Origin of the sequence: Halobacterium sp. CBA1132 (genome assembly GCF_001485535.1) — an archaeon.
Lineage (GTDB): Archaea > Halobacteriota > Halobacteria > Halobacteriales > Halobacteriaceae > Halobacterium.
This window is the reverse complement of sequence record NZ_BCMZ01000002.1, coordinates 60,167-74,689: the sequence shown is the minus strand read 5'-3', so window position 1 is coordinate 74,689 and position 14,523 is coordinate 60,167. Positions and strand designations below refer to the sequence as shown.

Annotated in this window: 16 protein-coding genes; 11 read left to right on the top strand and 5 right to left on the bottom strand. The window is 57.2% G+C overall.

Translation table 11 applies throughout. The features are described 5' to 3' along the window. Window positions 1-3: 3 nt before the first annotated feature. The gene (locus tag AVZ66_RS13935) at window positions 4-369 is read right to left on the bottom strand and encodes a hypothetical protein (RefSeq protein ID WP_157575693.1); all 366 of its coding nucleotides are present in this window, start codon (window positions 367-369) and stop codon (window positions 4-6) included. A gap of 486 nt (window positions 370-855) precedes the next feature. Between AVZ66_RS13935 and AVZ66_RS16360 the strand changes: the two genes are divergently transcribed. From AVZ66_RS16360 to AVZ66_RS13915, 4 genes are all read left to right on the top strand, one after another. Next, window positions 856-2,874: a hypothetical protein gene (locus AVZ66_RS16360; RefSeq protein ID WP_157575692.1), complete on the top strand. Its 2,019-nt coding sequence runs from the start codon at window positions 856-858 to the stop codon at window positions 2,872-2,874. An 821-nt stretch (window positions 2,875-3,695) separates the two neighbouring features. Continuing rightward, the gene (locus tag AVZ66_RS13925; protein WP_058984771.1) at window positions 3,696-4,559 is read left to right on the top strand and encodes a hypothetical protein; all 864 of its coding nucleotides are present in this window, start codon (window positions 3,696-3,698) and stop codon (window positions 4,557-4,559) included. Continuing rightward, window positions 4,560-5,369, top strand: a complete 810-nt coding sequence (locus AVZ66_RS13920; protein WP_058984770.1) for a hypothetical protein — start codon at window positions 4,560-4,562, stop codon at window positions 5,367-5,369. After that, window positions 5,353-6,255 carry a hypothetical protein gene (locus AVZ66_RS13915; RefSeq protein WP_058984769.1) on the top strand — a complete coding sequence of 301 codons (903 nt, stop codon included), beginning with the start codon at window positions 5,353-5,355 and terminating at the stop codon, window positions 6,253-6,255. The genes AVZ66_RS13920 and AVZ66_RS13915 overlap by 17 nt, the downstream gene beginning before the upstream one ends. A 126-nt stretch (window positions 6,256-6,381) precedes the next feature. On the opposite strand, the gene AVZ66_RS13910 is transcribed toward AVZ66_RS13915, so the two are convergent. Continuing rightward, entirely contained in the window at window positions 6,382-7,665 is a 1,284-nt protein-coding gene (locus tag AVZ66_RS13910; RefSeq protein ID WP_058984768.1) for a hypothetical protein, read from the bottom strand. Continuing rightward, window positions 7,665-8,876: a hypothetical protein gene (locus AVZ66_RS13905; RefSeq protein WP_157575691.1), complete on the bottom strand. Its 1,212-nt coding sequence runs from the start codon at window positions 8,874-8,876 to the stop codon at window positions 7,665-7,667. Before AVZ66_RS13905 ends, AVZ66_RS13910 begins: the two co-directional genes overlap by 1 nt. Before the next feature lie 1,390 nt (window positions 8,877-10,266). On the opposite strand from AVZ66_RS13905, the gene AVZ66_RS13900 reads away from it, so the two are divergent. The 3 genes from AVZ66_RS13900 (at window position 10,267) to AVZ66_RS13890 (ending at window position 11,571) form a co-directional block, all read left to right on the top strand. Next, window positions 10,267-10,812 (top strand): hypothetical protein, encoded by a 546-nt coding sequence (locus AVZ66_RS13900; protein WP_010904232.1) that lies wholly within the window; start codon window positions 10,267-10,269, stop codon window positions 10,810-10,812. 130 nt (window positions 10,813-10,942) lie between these two features. Next, window positions 10,943-11,233 (top strand): hypothetical protein, encoded by a 291-nt coding sequence (locus tag AVZ66_RS13895; RefSeq protein ID WP_010904231.1) that lies wholly within the window; start codon window positions 10,943-10,945, stop codon window positions 11,231-11,233. Next, window positions 11,233-11,571: a hypothetical protein gene (locus tag AVZ66_RS13890; protein WP_010904230.1), complete on the top strand. Its 339-nt coding sequence runs from the start codon at window positions 11,233-11,235 to the stop codon at window positions 11,569-11,571. Before AVZ66_RS13895 ends, AVZ66_RS13890 begins: the two co-directional genes overlap by 1 nt. 109 nt (window positions 11,572-11,680) lie before the next feature. On the opposite strand, the gene AVZ66_RS16745 is transcribed toward AVZ66_RS13890, so the two are convergent. Together AVZ66_RS16745 and AVZ66_RS13885 are read right to left on the bottom strand one after the other, a co-directional pair. Then, window positions 11,681-11,824, bottom strand: a complete 144-nt coding sequence (locus AVZ66_RS16745; RefSeq protein WP_176580057.1) for a hypothetical protein — start codon at window positions 11,822-11,824, stop codon at window positions 11,681-11,683. Between the two features lie 45 nt (window positions 11,825-11,869). Then, entirely contained in the window at window positions 11,870-12,709 is an 840-nt protein-coding gene (locus AVZ66_RS13885; protein ID WP_070807669.1) for a hypothetical protein, read from the bottom strand. A gap of 114 nt (window positions 12,710-12,823) precedes the next feature. Between AVZ66_RS13885 and AVZ66_RS13880 the strand changes: the two genes are divergently transcribed. From AVZ66_RS13880 to AVZ66_RS13865, 4 genes are all read left to right on the top strand, one after another. Next, window positions 12,824-13,435, top strand: coding sequence for a hypothetical protein (locus tag AVZ66_RS13880; protein ID WP_010904228.1), 612 nt, complete (start codon window positions 12,824-12,826; stop codon window positions 13,433-13,435). 47 nt (window positions 13,436-13,482) lie between these two features. Next, on the top strand, window positions 13,483-13,725 hold the full coding sequence (locus AVZ66_RS13875; RefSeq protein ID WP_010904227.1) for a hypothetical protein: 243 nt from the start codon (window positions 13,483-13,485) through the stop codon (window positions 13,723-13,725). A gap of 123 nt (window positions 13,726-13,848) precedes the next feature. Then, on the top strand, window positions 13,849-14,157 hold the full coding sequence (locus tag AVZ66_RS13870; protein ID WP_230890072.1) for a hypothetical protein: 309 nt from the start codon (window positions 13,849-13,851) through the stop codon (window positions 14,155-14,157). Next, a complete protein-coding gene (locus tag AVZ66_RS13865) occupies window positions 14,154-14,483 on the top strand; it encodes a hypothetical protein (protein WP_058984766.1) in 330 nt (109 codons plus the stop codon). The genes AVZ66_RS13870 and AVZ66_RS13865 overlap by 4 nt, the downstream gene beginning before the upstream one ends. The last annotated feature ends 40 nt before the right edge of the window (window positions 14,484-14,523 follow it).

The window sequence follows — 14,523 nt, the reverse complement described above, 5'->3', positions numbered from 1 at the left end:
TGGTCAGAATCCGCCGAGTGTGGTCTGCTGTTCAACGTAGAGGAGGACCAGCTGTGCCGACGCTTCCAACGGGACTTGCTCGTCAACGACGCAGAAAATCTCTGAGCCGGCTTCGGCCGCATCCTCCAAGACCGACTCGAGAGACTCCTGATTCGCTGGCGTCCACTTCCCGTGGAAGTGCTGGCACGGCTCGTCACGGGCGCTGAATTTGTCTTGGACCGTCGGGGTTCGCTTCCCCTGGCGGTCCCCGGTATTCCAGTACTGGAAGTCACAGTCCGACAGCGGGCATGGCAGCCGCGCTCCAGACTGCACTGTTTGTACGGGAGTGTCGGCTATCCGGCCGGGAATCTCTGAAACCGCCTGTTCCATACTCATACTCTCTACTCCCCACCGAGAGATAGAAACCACCCATCCACCCCCTCCACCAATCTCTCTGTGAGGAATACACCAGACGGAAACGAGGGCTGGCCGTAATTCGATGATTCTGGTTATCTACTCGCTGCCGTTCTGTGCTTCAGGGAGGATCTCGTCGAGGCGCGCGTTTTCCCACCACGCAATCCCGAATGGGGCGTACGAACAGTTGAAGCAGTACACACTATTTCGAGGGACAATCGAGCCGACATGCAGGAAGATGTTCGAGCTGTAATTTCAGTTGTTGGTAATACGATTTCTTTATTGAGTTCAGATCTGTCAGAGTCGCTTCTTACAGAATACAGGCTATCGTCTAATTATTAAAGTTATCACTTGTTTCGTTGTTCTGGATTGGGTCGAAGCGTTTGGATGGTCAATAGTCTCTGTTGGAATCCCAATAGATAAATCAGCAATCAGCGATGTCTAGAGTGACATCTAGAGAGTATGATTGAGGACGTACGAGATCGAACACAAAATCTCATTACGGGGGCGTGCCAGGCAGACGGCCCTGTTCTTATAGAAGCGCCACCTGCCAGTGGAAAGACGTATAACGCAGTTCGATTAGCCATGCAAGGATATAGTGTTCTATATCTTGCGGGCCGAACAGATCTCTATGATCAAGCCGAAAGAGAGGTAGAGCAACTCAAAAACGAAGAGGGAGCGGGTGATATTACTGTCGGAACAATCCCAAGCCCGAGTCGGGATTGTGAGACGTTTCAAGGCACTAATTCTGGGGATACACAAAAGGCAAAACGTCTGTACGCCAAAGGCGTGTCCGCCAAGGAACTTCACACAGGCCGAAATAATGTCTCGATGCCGTGCCACACAGATGGTTCATCATGTGAGTATATCAATAATATCAACCACCTAAATGGTGGATCTGATAATATTGATATTTTGGTAGGGAACCATCAGCACGCCTATAATCCGAGGTATCTGCATAATCGTATCGTTATCTTCGACGAATTTAACCCAGATCCATTTATTGAACGGTTCCCGTCAAGTAACTCAAAGATATCCGATAAGCCGAGCGAACTTATCTCGGAGTTCATACAAGCAGTCGATGAACTGCCACCGAATAATATAACAGACCTGATCGAAGCGAGAGCCCGTAAAGATGAGGAGTACGAGGAGACCTTAGAATGGTTCTTGGAAAGAGGGGCTGATGAACAGACGGTCAAGAAAGTTCTCGATATCAATTCCTCCCAATATAATACTGCACACAAACTCTCTGCCTTCCTCACATGCGCTCTGCTGGTGATGGAGAACGTAGGTCCAGATATGGAACTTGCGTATGAGCCAGAGTTATGGGGGAAACTCGGTGTTAGTTCTGAGATCCGGTGTGTTCGCGATCGGAGTTCGGGAGAGATTCTCGTCCTAGAGCCACCGCCGTTGGAGACAGCAAAACAGGTGATTGGGTTAGATGCAGTTCCAGTTAAACGACTATGGAATATTGTCTTCGGCTGTGATTTCGATAAGGAACAAGTTCTAGAGCGAGATCGTATCGATCGGTATCTAACAGAGGGGTTAGGGATAGAGGTCATTCAGGTTGCTGAGAGTCGTCATCCATACTCTAGCGGAAGACTCTCTCGGCGAGATCAGCAACGATTGGCGCTCGTTCGAAATGTCGAAGGCCGGAAATTCCCGATTATTTCACGGAAGCGTGCTCTCAATAACTACCAATCAAGAGATTGGTTCGGAAAATGTGTTGAGTCGGTTGAGAACGGAGACGACAAATATCGAGCACAGAACTACGGATCTGTTCTCAGCTCAAATCGGTTCAAGGATGAGTCACTCGGATTTATTTCCGGAAACCCATATCCCGGGGATCAAGTAGTGAAACGGTGGTGTGCACTTTGTGGTGAGCCAACACAACCGGAGCGTAGCAACGGCGAGGACGGTGGAAATACACTCCAGTTTAGCACCGATCTCGGTGAAACGATTTACCACCATTTTACCCATGATTTAGTTTTTCAGGCTATCCTTCGATTCGGTCGAACTCCAGGAGAATCGACGGATGCGAGTACTGTCTATGTCAATACAAGCGCGTCACCGGAGTGGCTAACTCCTCGGCAGCTGACTATCGACGATTGGTATAATGCCACCAAGCGAGTAGCAGTTATTGAGGATCTCATCAGAGCTTCTAACGCTGGCGACCGGCAGAGTTGGCAGACGATTAAGACACTACACGAATCTGTTAACGCGCGGCTTGAAGTAACTGAAAGTGGACCAGATAGTGTCGATAAGGAATGGGTTCGGGATGTTCTGCACGATGAGAAACTGGCAAGTTGTATTGAACAAGATCCCGGCGGTGGTTGGCACGGGGCAGACTGCTTCAGGTGGAATGGAGACGAGGCGTTGCAGCAGACTGTAGGTATTTTCGAACCAGCGGACCACCTCCTCGTAACCGACACCCACGCGATGTTCTTGAAAATCGCTAAAAACGGCCAAATAGTATCATAGAAGTTATTAGTTGTTGGCAATACGACTTCTTTACTCAGTGTGGAAGGCAGCATAATGCCGCCCATGCTTAATTACTCGATTGTTACTGGATAAACTTCTTTATTATCATTACTGTTATGTAAATTCTTGCTGTAGATCTCCTTTCTCCACTTCTACAGCAGTCCGTCTCCTCCCTAATTCATGTTCCTTGGTACCATTCCATTTCAGGCCAACTTTCAGCCTATTAACCAGGCTGTGCCGTCTACAATTAGACACATAGTAGCGTAGTAGAGCAAATCGCTGACTGCCGTCTCCCCACCTCGGAGAAATGAACACCGAGTGTTGGTTCTGGAGTAGGGAATTGAGTGGGCAAAGCGCAGACGAATTCTCGTCGGGAAGATTGTATATCAGTTGTTGGTAATACGATTTCTTGATTCAGCGTGGAAGGCGGCATAATGCCGTTTCACGTGTAATTACTCGATGATTGCTGAATGAAATTCTGTGTTTCAACTATTGATATCGCCCGGGTGGTGTGGGGTTCGAATGGATGGTCGGAGGTGAATAATACCTATTGGTGGAGCAGCCGTCGTAGAGATGAGTTTATATCGCGCAACTGGGTGAGCGCTCTGGGATGAGAGAGAACACGACAGGGTGGAAGTTGGGTTGGTGCTGGAGCGCTCATAGACCGATCATCGCCAACCGGTCTTGATTCTCATTCCATGCAGTACAGCAGCCACTTCCACGGACGCCTGAGATGTCCCGTTCTTCAAACAACCGTAGCTGGTTGAATGGCGGCCGACCGCTGTGTATCGAGTAACGAACAGACAGTAGTCATACCAGATATGATAGACGAACTCGGCGACGACGTATTTGTACGAATTCAGTCCGACCTCTTAGTGGTCGGTGACAGTATCATGACCGACAGACATCACGCCTCAAGCGGGAATTACGATGACGACGACCCGCAGAACCAGATCGGCGGCATCATCCCAGCGTTCCCGTTGTCGGGCTGGCTCCGTCACGGGATAGAGGAAACCGTTCAGGAGTACGGCGGCACTGCCTGCCATCCTGGGGAGGGCAACGCAAACTTCATGAAAGAGGGCGTCTACGACCGCGACCTCGACGCCGGCTATCATGAGAAAGGCGCGTGTACCGATGAACCGAAGGAAGACGCCGGCTGCATCGTCTTCGATCTCTTCGGCGGCTTCGGTGGCATCCCCGGCAAGGTGATGCGGCGGCCGATCAAGTTCAACCCCGTCAGATCCAGCGTAGACTATACGCGCGGCCAAGCTGAGGGCCACTATCGACGGTTGAACCGAAATATCGTCTCGCGGAATCGAGAAGATAACCGTGAACCACTACGGAACGTCAAAGTCGATGCGGTCGCCAATCTCGACGGCTGCTGGCAACTCACGTTCCGCGAACAAAAGCCGGAGTTCATCGGCTTACTCGCGGAGAGCATCGACTTCCTCAATGCTCACAAGACGGACTTCATGCATCAGCTGGGCGGTGCCCGGAACTTCGGCGCGGGGATCGTCGACTGCGAGCTCATCAACCCACGCTACGATGAGCGCGAACTGAAGCGCGTCTTCGACCGTGGAAAAGGCAACACGAACGCGATGGACGAGAAAGACGACCAGTGGACCGAGGAGTACCGCCCGGCGTTCGTAGAAGCACTAGAAGACCGCATCGCAGAGGGACCGTAAATGGTCGAAAACGCCAGGCTCAGCGACTTCCAGACTGGCGACGGCGGCAAGGACGAGATGGTTGCAGTCTACCGCCACGACGCTCACAAACTGAATGGCCAGCCGCATAACTACGCGCCTGAGACGTTCGCAGGCGTTTCCGTGAACCAGACGGTTCCTTACGGCGCGGACGGTGATGCGTCGGCGCTGAGCCGGCCCAGCGGCCAGCCTGAGCAGACCGTCGACAACCACGAGACGCTCTACCGGCTATCACTGATCGAGGGCGAGAGTCGATACGACCCACAGGAGTTCACACGCAACGGCGTCGAGAGCGCCGTGAGAGAACTCCTGACCGAAGAAGACCCAGAGACGATGCATCGGGCGTGGCTGGACAGCAACGTCGTCTCTGCGTTCGCGGAGAGTGTCTACTACCCATACACGAGTCTGAAGTACCACACGCTACTCGTGGCGGCGCTCCTCGACAACTACCGCGACGGCCACAAGTTCAGTGATCTCCGGCTGGTCGTCGATGACGCTGACGAGATCGTCCCCCACCGGACGGTCTACGCGGGCGAGGAGTCCACGCTACGGATCGGCGTCGACGCTCGAGGCCAGCCGTCGGCCCGCCTCGGGAGTCGGCCGTGGCGGTCGTGGGCATCGGCGTGGAACCGCCTGGAAGCGCACCCGCTTGACGCCGGCCACGACAAGTACAGCATGGTGCTCGACGCGAATCTCCGACGGATCGGCGCGTGGTCGACCGCCCTCCAGTACATCGAGGACTTCGAGAACTGGAGCTACCGGCCGAACAAACCGGATGACGAAATCGCATAACCACATGATAATCCAGCAAGTCCACTGGGAGCTGGAGATGGATTACATCGGCCACCCCTACTACGTCTCGGGGAACGCCATCCTCCACGCACTCGGCCAGCACGTTCCGCACGACGTCCACCAGCATCTTCACGCCAGCCACGGGATGTTCGTCCCCGGCCAGTTCGGGAGGTATCCCGAGGAACACTCGCAGAACGGAACCCGGCCATACCTCGGGAGCAGCCTCCCGGACGTCGAGAGCTACGATGACCTGTTCCTCATGCGGAACCCGGCCCATCACTGGCTTCTCGAAAGCCGCCCACGAGATGCGCTGAACACGCATGACATTCGCCCGCAGAGCGGGCATCCGGCGCTGTCCCATGAGACAATCATGGGGAAGCCGGAGAGCGCTCACAACCAACAGCAGACGACGAAGTGGTACATCAACGCCTACCTGCACGCCGATGACCCCGATGCGCTCCCGCTGGGCGAGGACGTGCTTAACGGCCTCCAGTTCGGGGGCAAACGGAACTACGGCTACGGCGTCACGCGACTGAAGGGCACGCAGGTTGTCGACCTCGACGACCTGGACTACTCCCGACTCGAGGACGGCGAGGCCTTCCTCGTAGGGATGACGACGCCGTTCGTGCTGGAGTCGGAGTACCCCAGCGCCGCCGACCAAGACGTCCCGTGGTGGTGGAAGGAGAGTCGACGGGATCTCCGTGAGCGAGCGGAGAAGATCCTCGAGCAACGGGAGGTCTACAAGCTCCAGACCGTCGACCACGGGCAGGTCGTGAAGTACGAGGGCGACCGCCCCATTGAGACCGCGAAGAGCGGTATCCTTCGGGTTGGCACTCACTCGAAGTACGGCTTCGGAGAGCTACGAGTGAAGCCGCTCAGCCCCTAGTCAGAATAATATAAGGAATTAGAAAATAATAGCGAACCAACGGAGTGAGAAATCCGGACGGTGGCAGGCGAATTGGTAACGAAACATCACGCGATTCCGTGAATAAAGACATCACATTCACAACAATTACTGCTTCACGTCGGCGTTCTTCGGCTCGAGCTTCCCGTCCTCGTCAGGGGCGATGGGACCGAAGAGGTCCTGTGGCATCGTCGCCTTGTCGACGTCTAGGCTCCGGTAGCCACGGTTTGTCTTGAAGCAGAGATACTTCATCAGGTAATTCTTCCCGCTGCCACGCGGCCCGACGATTCGCACTGGGACGTTCCGACCGAGCTTCTTCGCGACCAGTTCGTCGATCGGCATCTTCAGGTCCCGTTCCAGAGGCACGGTCGGTGGAACGACCTCACCGTCGTCGTCGGTCGGGAGCGCCGAGTGGCCGGCGTCCGGGTGCGTGTCCGGCTTCGGCACGAGGTCGTACCCGATGTCTTCCAACACGGGGAAGCCCGTGTTCACCGGGTCGTCGGCGTTGTGGCCGACATCGCTGACGTAGTTCGCCTCTGGGTCATCGGGGCTGAGGGTCGGATCTGTGACCGCGAGCGGCTCACCGACGGTCTGGGTCTGTTCCTCGACTTCGCGCACGACCGCTCCAGCGTGGCCGAGCTCGTCCTTCCGGGCTTCGTGACGCTGAATCTGCTGTTCAGCGATCTCGTTGCCAGCGGGGATGTGTTGCTGGGCCTCGCTCACGAACTGTTGGGCCTCGTGTTCGTTGTAGATGTGGACGTCGTCTTCGACCTGCCGTTGCGCCTGCTTGACCTTCGCAGCCCGGAGTGTCGCGGAGTCAGTGTTTGCTTCGACTTCATTCGGGTCCGCTTGGATGAGGTCGCGCTTCGTCACGATGTCTTGGTGCTGGAGGTCGACGATTTCGGAGTCTGTCAGTCCCGTGAGGCCGTCGAAGTCTGCGGTCTCCGCACGAGCGTCGAGTTCCGTATTGATTGCGTTGGCAACCGCATTCGGGTCGGCTTCTGCGAGGTCTTTGTAGGACTCGTAGCCAGCGCCGTGGAGCGCCTCCTCGACCGTCGCATCGACGCCGTCGATTGTGATGAAATTAGCGCCACTGTGAGCGAGGTCGCCGAATCGCTCTGCGATCACCTGCGGTTCCACACCGACCGGGTCGACGCTTTGGATCACCTTCTCGTTGTGCTGGTCGCGAGCGAGCGTGTAGATGCCTATTGTGTCGCCGGATTCGATGAGAGTCTTGGCGTCGTCTTCGGTCATGTCGGCGACGTCGCTGACCGAGTACAGGACCGAGGAGAGCGGGACCGCCCCACCGTTCTCGCGGATCTTCCGGCGGGCGAAGTGCGAGAGAAGCTGCTGGCCGCTAGGGGCGTCCTGGTCGGTATCCGTACTCGACATTAGGCCTCACCTCCACTGTTCGGGAGGCGCTGCTGGACACGACGCTCGATCTGCTGGGCGTCCGTTGCGTCGATCTGGTTCTCCGTGACGCCGGCGAGGTCCATCACGTCCTCGAGGGATTCGGCGAGCGTCGTCTGCTCGTTGTCGAGGTCCACGCCGTCATCGTCCTTGTCGGCTTCCAGCCGGAACTGCTCTTTCGCCGTCGTAATCATCGTCGCTGGATGTCGGAGAATTTCCCCAGCGAGCTCCTGGTACTCGCGGTAGGTCTTTCCCGCCCGGTTCCCGTCGAAGTTGTCGAGAATGGCGAGCTTGAGTGACAGCTGGAGGTTCCACAGCGTCGGCTGATGGGATGGCTTCGCGAGCGCCGTGGCGCGGTCAGCGGCCGCCTCGATGTAGTCCTCGTTCTGGACGCCGATGTAGGAGTAGAACTCCTCGACGTTGAACGGGAGGTCCATGAAGTCGATTGCGACGAGTCGCGCTCGCTTGATCTCCTGATTCACCGTCTTACAGAGGTCGTCGAGGGTGGAGAGCACCGTCTCGTGCCAGTCGATCGCGTCCTCCATGAGGTTCCCCGTGTGCTTCCGGGCGAGGTCCGCCTCGGGATGGGGGAGCGGAATCATCGTATCGACCTCGGGAATGTAGATGACGGGCGTGACGGAGAGTTTCTGGCGGCCACGGAAGTCGTACTTCAGCTGGTCGCCGTAATAGATGGTGGTCGGCTCGCCGTCCTCGATGTCGCCCTCGTTGAAGTCCTCGCCGCTGGCGATGGTGAGTTCGCCGTTCTCGAGGTCGATGTCGGTATCGTCAGCCGGGTCGATTTCGTACGCTTTCGACGGGTAGATGGTCGTGAGGGTGACGGACCCACCCCAGTCGTAGTGACGAATCCAGCCGAAAGCGTTCTCAGCGCCGTGCTTCTGGCACGCTGCAATCTTCCGCTTGAAGAACTCGCGCATGTCGCCCGGCGAATACCGACTGGACGCGATCTGCCAGCGGAATCGAACGTCGAACCCGAGCGTGCGAAGCGCGAGCCGCCGCCGGTCGATGATGTCCTTGTGCGTCTCCACGCCGACGAGCGCCTCCGGGTCGGCCTGCTGGACCATCGTCTCCAGGTCCATCCCCGTCCGACGCTCGAGGTCTTCGATGTCGAGGCCGTGGACGTTCCGAATCGCATCGAGGTTGACGTCGACGGACTCGCCTTCACTTGGCGACACGAATTCGTTGTCCGCCCAGAGCTCGCCCTCGCCGGCGTTGGGTAGCACGGAGAGCGCAGTCTTGAACGACCGCTGTTCGTCATCGTCGACGTACCGCCGCCCGCGTGCGTTAATCGCCTCGGGATACTCAGCGTCGACGTTCTCGTTGACACCGAGGAACGGAACCGTGCCGAGAAATCCCGCTACGTCAAGCCCTGTAGGATTCGCCTCGGGAGCCTCTCAAATGAGAACTGGTGGGTTGGGTGTGCTTCGTCAGCTGTCGCGAGACGCCTCCGAGCAGTCGTGTGCTTGAATCCGCTCTGGTAATCCGACTCGCCCACAGACCGGGCACTCGACGAGCGGCGTCGGCGGGAGGTCACGACACTTCCGTAACCCGGCCTCCAGATGCGCACGGACGACGGCTGACTCACAGCGAGTGAGTGCTTGTGCGAGGTGCATCTCGAGTGCTTCGCGCGTGGTCTGTCCCTGTTCGGAACGCGTCCGCCTCGTCATCGTGGGCCTCGAAACAGCACTGGTTGGGTCAGGAGTTGATACAACTTGGTGGCGGTGTGTTGCCACTGGGGAAGATATTGCATATGACTCAGAGGCGGGAGACAATGGGGCGACCACGCCAGAACAACACCGTGCTGGGTCGTGGCCGTCACATCCCTTTTCAATCCCACCTCACCCCATTTCGGGAGTTACAAACTTCCTGTCTCGAACCGAATCCTCTCAATCTCTCTTAACGACTTCATGACCAACATCAGCTCTTATCCTTGCTCTTCGCTGCTGACTGTGGATAATATAGCAGACTAAACACCTATTGTGAATTTCTTCCGTCGCCAGCAAAATGGGGAATCGGCGGCCTCACGGCTGGGATGGTAGCTACAGTGTTGCTCACTATCGACGGAATTTCTCCGCCGGCATCCGCCTCGGAGCCTCGTAGTTGGTGGTTCCGAGTGAACCATGTACTCCAGATTCCTTTGGCAGCCGATCGGAATTCGGGTGTCCGCCCCCTAATTAGAGCGGACAGCCCGAACCGCGATGACGGCCTGATCGCTTGTTAGGCGACCTACATGGGTTGCAACCTTTGATATCTTCCACCTGCCGCATACGACAGATGGCTTCTCCATGCTACCAGAGCTTACTTGTTCAATACTGAGCCCCATCATCGGATAAAGGCTCGCAAAATTTCTTTAAAAGGCAGTTCGACGCCTTTGAACGCCGTAGCAACTATCCTTAACCAACACCACCGGCTAATACCGGCACAGTGTTGGTTAACGCAGGGGTTAGATCCACTCCCTTGCCCCACCCACCGCCCGACTCCTCGAGTGAGTGTATCCTGGCGACCGGTGGGCTCGAACGGCCGTCGCGACGGGTTTTATCGGGCCACTGTTCGTCGAGAGCGAGTATGGTCGTCGTCGAGGAGGTCACCAAACTGAGCGAGCGCCGTACCCAAACCTCGTCCGAGGTATTTCCGGATGATTCGTTGGCGTCGATTCGGGAAGCCGTCGAGGCCGTCCCAGCAAGTGTCTTCGACGGCTCGACGAAGCATACAGAGGTCGGTGGGTTCGATGCCGCGATCGCCGACCGGCTCTCGCAGTACGAGTACGAAGGGGACGCCGCCGGCGGCTTCAACCCGAACTGTAAGCTTTGGTCGCATCAGGGGTTTAACTACAGCGTCGACCTCTACGACGCCGACGCCCGCATCGCCATCGAGGTCGAGAAGAGCGAGCGGAAGAACGTCAGCGACGATCTCCTGAAGTTCCAGAAGGGGTACCGCACCAAGAAGGACGGCCGGCCGAAGATCGAGTTCGGCTGTCTGGTGGTGCCGGTGAACTATCTTGGCCGGCATAACCTGTACCAGCACAGTCTGACCAAGCTCGACTTTATGAAGGGCGTCCTGTTCATCGACGACGTCGCCGTCATCGGCTATCGAGACCCGCGACCGGACTAGACGCTGTCACTCCTGACTGTTTGTCGGCGTCCCCAGAACGCGGAGCGTTCTGGTGTGCGCACGAGAACGCTGTTTCTCGTGCACGCCGGGAGGCGTGCAGCGCGCGACAGCGTGCGCTGCGTGACTCACCATGCCTGGTCTCGATCCGCACGACGACACGAGTCGCGACTACGAACAGTTCGAGAAAGAACAGCTCGCCCTGGACCGTGACGCCACCAGCGTCGACACGGCGGACGTCGACGACAGGACGGCCCAGCGCCTGGTCAGCGACCTCGTCGACGCGGACGTCGTCACTCCGGTTCCCGAGGACCAAGTTCTGGTTCACGAGCCGAGCGGCACCACGTTCGACTCATCGACGCAGCTGGCCGTCTTCCACCGTGGCTGGACGGCCGGCCGCGACGCCGACACGGAGGGCGAGTGATGCAGCAGACCCTCGTCGGCTGCGCTTTTTGCGACGCGCCGCCCGGTACGGAGACTGGCGAGGCCCACACCTGGGGGCAAGACGAACGGGTCACCCACCCGATCTGCGTCGACTGCGCTATTCAGGAGCGCCCTGATTCCAACGACCTCGACCACCATGCCTACGACGGCTGTGGACGCATCGTCGATACGCTGCCGGCACTCACGTCCTTCCACGTCGAACTCGGCCACCTCGACGGAACAGTACACCTCTGTGTCCGCTGTAGTCCTGGTGGGCCCGCGACGTACTGGACGCGCGACCTCGAAGAGCATCTCGTTGCTGACATAAACTCCGAATAGGCCTGCCCCAGTGCGCTCCACTGGTTCAGTACGTCCGGAAAATAGATTCGGGGATATGCATCCAGCCCTACGAGGGAACTCAATCCGGTTGTCGAGATCCCGAAAGGGCTCAGTCCAACATGGCCTCGATATCCCATTCGGTCTTCTCGTTGCGGACCTGAATTTGCTCCCAGGCTTCCTCGGCACTACAGTCCGCTTCGACGCCTCGTTCGTAGAGCCCAGCAGCATCCTCACGCATGGTATTCAATTTCATCTCCGGTGTCCGGAGATAAGAGTATGCGGCCATTTTCGCAGGCGGTTAGTCCGACTCATCAGACTCTGTGTTTCCAAGGTCTGTGGATTCGAATTCCTCTTCCCACTGCGGACGGGCCGGCCCCGGCACTTCCGTCGCGAGAGTCCGAAGTTCCTGCTCCGAAAACCAGGGGAAACAGCGGTCGTGGAGTTCGTATTTCCGAAACAGATTCAGGTGGACCCAACTGTAGGATGCGATTTCTCCGAGAGCATCCCGGTCACGGTCGCGAAGCGCATCAACGACCTCCTGTTCGGTGATATCGATATCAAAGGTTTGCGCTTCACTGACGAGTGCTTTCAGCTCTCGTCGTTTCGTCTCATCGTCAGCGTCTGGTGCATAGTATATCTGAATGGCAGCGTCGATCACGTCCGCCTTCGACTCAAGGGCATCTCGCGTCAAGCCCGTATAATCCCGGGGGAACATCCAACCTTTCTCGAAGTAGGGACGCTGATCGAGCAGCCCCAATTCGGGGCTTTCACCGCCACTCTCCTTCTCGTAGACGCCAACGAGGTGGTCCGCGAACTCGGCGAGCGCGTGAAACTTGATGAGGAACGACGGCACGACACGCGTGTCTGGATCAGCGGTGTCACCGATGAGTGTGGCTTCAGCGTCGATGGGTTTGCTGAGTTCGTACGCCATCGCTCGGAGCCGAACCTCGTAGTCGCCGCGATAACTGCCGAACACAAGATAGGTCGTGATGCCCGCCTGGGTGAACGCGGGCACAGCCTCGTTGATGAACCGGGCAACCTCTGATCGATCCGGTCGCGGAACCGCAACGCCGTGAAGTGCCCGATCCACGGCGGCTTTCACGCGTCGCCAGCGGTCCTTTCGCGTCTCCTCAGTCACAGTGGGTGCTTCTCAGGCAACGGTGTTAGGTCTTGCTAACTACGTCGGGATTTCCTCTCTAAATCGTCATGGTACACCCGAACAGTTACAATCGTTCAGGAAGTAGAACTTCATATGAGCGAACGGACGGACACGCCGGCACCGGCAGACGCACACGCTGATACGGTATTCGACGTCGGTAGTGCTGACGCCTATGAGAAACAGCGGCGCGTCCACCGGTTTCTCTCGCAGGAGACACGAAACCACATTATCCAGGTGCTCCTCGGCCATCCGTCACACCTCGCCTCGATCACGGAGCTTGACTACTTCATCCCGAAGAGCCGGTCAACGATTCGCGAACAGCTCGACAACCTCGCGGATCGAAACATCGTCTCGAAGTACCATCACGAGCCGAACGAAGGTGAACGCGGCCTGCCGACAGACTTCTGGGGACCTACCGAATTCGGCGTCGAACTGCTCTACGAGTACAAATATCTCCGTGGGGTCCCAATCATGCGGTCGCTCCACGACCACACGGCGTTGACTGAACAGGTCGAACGCCACCTCAATGCTGCGCGCCCCGACCTCCCGGAGGCGGTCACAGATGCGCTCGAATTCGACGAGATCGACGTTACAGAGTCGGAATCCGCTGAAGATAGGAGAGCGGCGCTCCAAGAAGGGTCGTTGTTTACTGATGAGACTCCCAAAGAGGAGCGTAGTGAATCCCCAATTGACGATCTCTTCTAGGGGGATACGCGAACTATGCTTCACAAAACTCGGTAGTGCGAACTACAATGCTGGATTCAGAAGAATTTGAAGAAAACCAGCGCGGGAATACAGAGCAACGGCGTACCATGATCAAGCAGTGGGCGGAATACATCCGGACCCACGGTGACGAGGAGTGGTCACGCCAGCAAAACAAACTCATCAACTCCCAGCTGCAGTCGGTGAACGATCTCGCTGAAACTGGTGACACCGATCCGGTCCAATTTGCAAATGTCCGAGATCGACTACAAGACCCAGAATCGGGAACCTAGGTCTCGCTCTTTCGCTCAGAGAACCATATCTTGACAGCCCTGGCGGTATTCTGGAAGACCATGCAGTGTCCGGAATGTGGATCTGACATCACGATAGAGGTTGGGCCAGAGCGGCCACTCTCAATGTCGCTCGTAGAGGCTGTGATTGCTGCTGACGAAGACGACCAAATCGCCTGTTCGCAAAACTGCTGGAACTGTGGCTGGCAGGAGAAGCGCTCGATCCGTATCCAGGCCATCGAGAGAACCGACGGCGATGAGCAGGCCGCCAAACGCGCGTCGCTCATCGACGAGATCGTGAGTGAGGCAAAGGGCATCGAACGTATCACGATGCTCGAGGATGTGCTCGCAGAGGTCCGTCGCCAGCGCCGTCTGGAACCGAACACGTCGAATGCCTCTACTGACGCCACCTTTGATGATAAGCCCGATTCATGACTGTTGATGAGGCGTTCTACGACGTACGGGAGCGAACCGAGAATCCCGCCCACGCGTCCGTCGAAGACGTCTGTGAACTCGTTCGCAAGCGAGCCCAGGATCCCCGTGACGATCACATGAATGCGCATTTCGACGAGGCCATGGCAGATATCGTCGAAAGACACGGGATAGAAACTGTTCAAACCGTGATCCGCCGTATCCTCGTCGAGCACTACCCGTTCCGCACTGCGACAGTTGACCTCGAAATGCGCAACGTCGATGGTGTCTGGATCGGCACCGCAGCCACCGGATACCTCCGAGAGCTAAACTCGGAACAAGACAGCTGAGGCCTCTCCACTGAAAGCCCTCGGCCGCTCGACGTCCCGC

Excerpts from the sequence above, each read along its gene's own strand:
- AVZ66_RS13910 (WP_058984768.1), bottom strand. The coding sequence starts at position 7,665 with ATGTCGAGTACGGATACCGACCAGGACGCCCCTAGCGGCCAGCAGCTT.
- AVZ66_RS16360 (WP_157575692.1), top strand. The coding sequence starts at position 856 with ATGATTGAGGACGTACGAGATCGAACACAAAATCTCATTACGGGGGCG.
- AVZ66_RS13925 (WP_058984771.1), top strand. The coding sequence starts at position 3,696 with ATGATAGACGAACTCGGCGACGACGTATTTGTACGAATTCAGTCCGAC.
- AVZ66_RS13920 (WP_058984770.1), top strand. The coding sequence starts at position 4,560 with ATGGTCGAAAACGCCAGGCTCAGCGACTTCCAGACTGGCGACGGCGGC.
- AVZ66_RS13935 (WP_157575693.1), bottom strand. The coding sequence starts at position 369 with ATGGAACAGGCGGTTTCAGAGATTCCCGGCCGGATAGCCGACACTCCC.
- AVZ66_RS13880 (WP_010904228.1), top strand. The coding sequence starts at position 12,824 with ATGAGCGAACGGACGGACACGCCGGCACCGGCAGACGCACACGCTGAT.
- AVZ66_RS13865 (WP_058984766.1), top strand. The coding sequence starts at position 14,154 with ATGACTGTTGATGAGGCGTTCTACGACGTACGGGAGCGAACCGAGAAT.
- AVZ66_RS13870 (WP_230890072.1), top strand. The coding sequence starts at position 13,849 with ATGTCGCTCGTAGAGGCTGTGATTGCTGCTGACGAAGACGACCAAATC.
- AVZ66_RS13890 (WP_010904230.1), top strand. The coding sequence starts at position 11,233 with ATGCAGCAGACCCTCGTCGGCTGCGCTTTTTGCGACGCGCCGCCCGGT.
- AVZ66_RS13915 (WP_058984769.1), top strand. The coding sequence starts at position 5,353 with ATGACGAAATCGCATAACCACATGATAATCCAGCAAGTCCACTGGGAG.
- AVZ66_RS13900 (WP_010904232.1), top strand. The coding sequence starts at position 10,267 with ATGGTCGTCGTCGAGGAGGTCACCAAACTGAGCGAGCGCCGTACCCAA.
- AVZ66_RS13875 (WP_010904227.1), top strand. The coding sequence starts at position 13,483 with ATGCTGGATTCAGAAGAATTTGAAGAAAACCAGCGCGGGAATACAGAG.
- AVZ66_RS16745 (WP_176580057.1), bottom strand. The coding sequence starts at position 11,824 with ATGAAATTGAATACCATGCGTGAGGATGCTGCTGGGCTCTACGAACGA.
- AVZ66_RS13895 (WP_010904231.1), top strand. The coding sequence starts at position 10,943 with ATGCCTGGTCTCGATCCGCACGACGACACGAGTCGCGACTACGAACAG.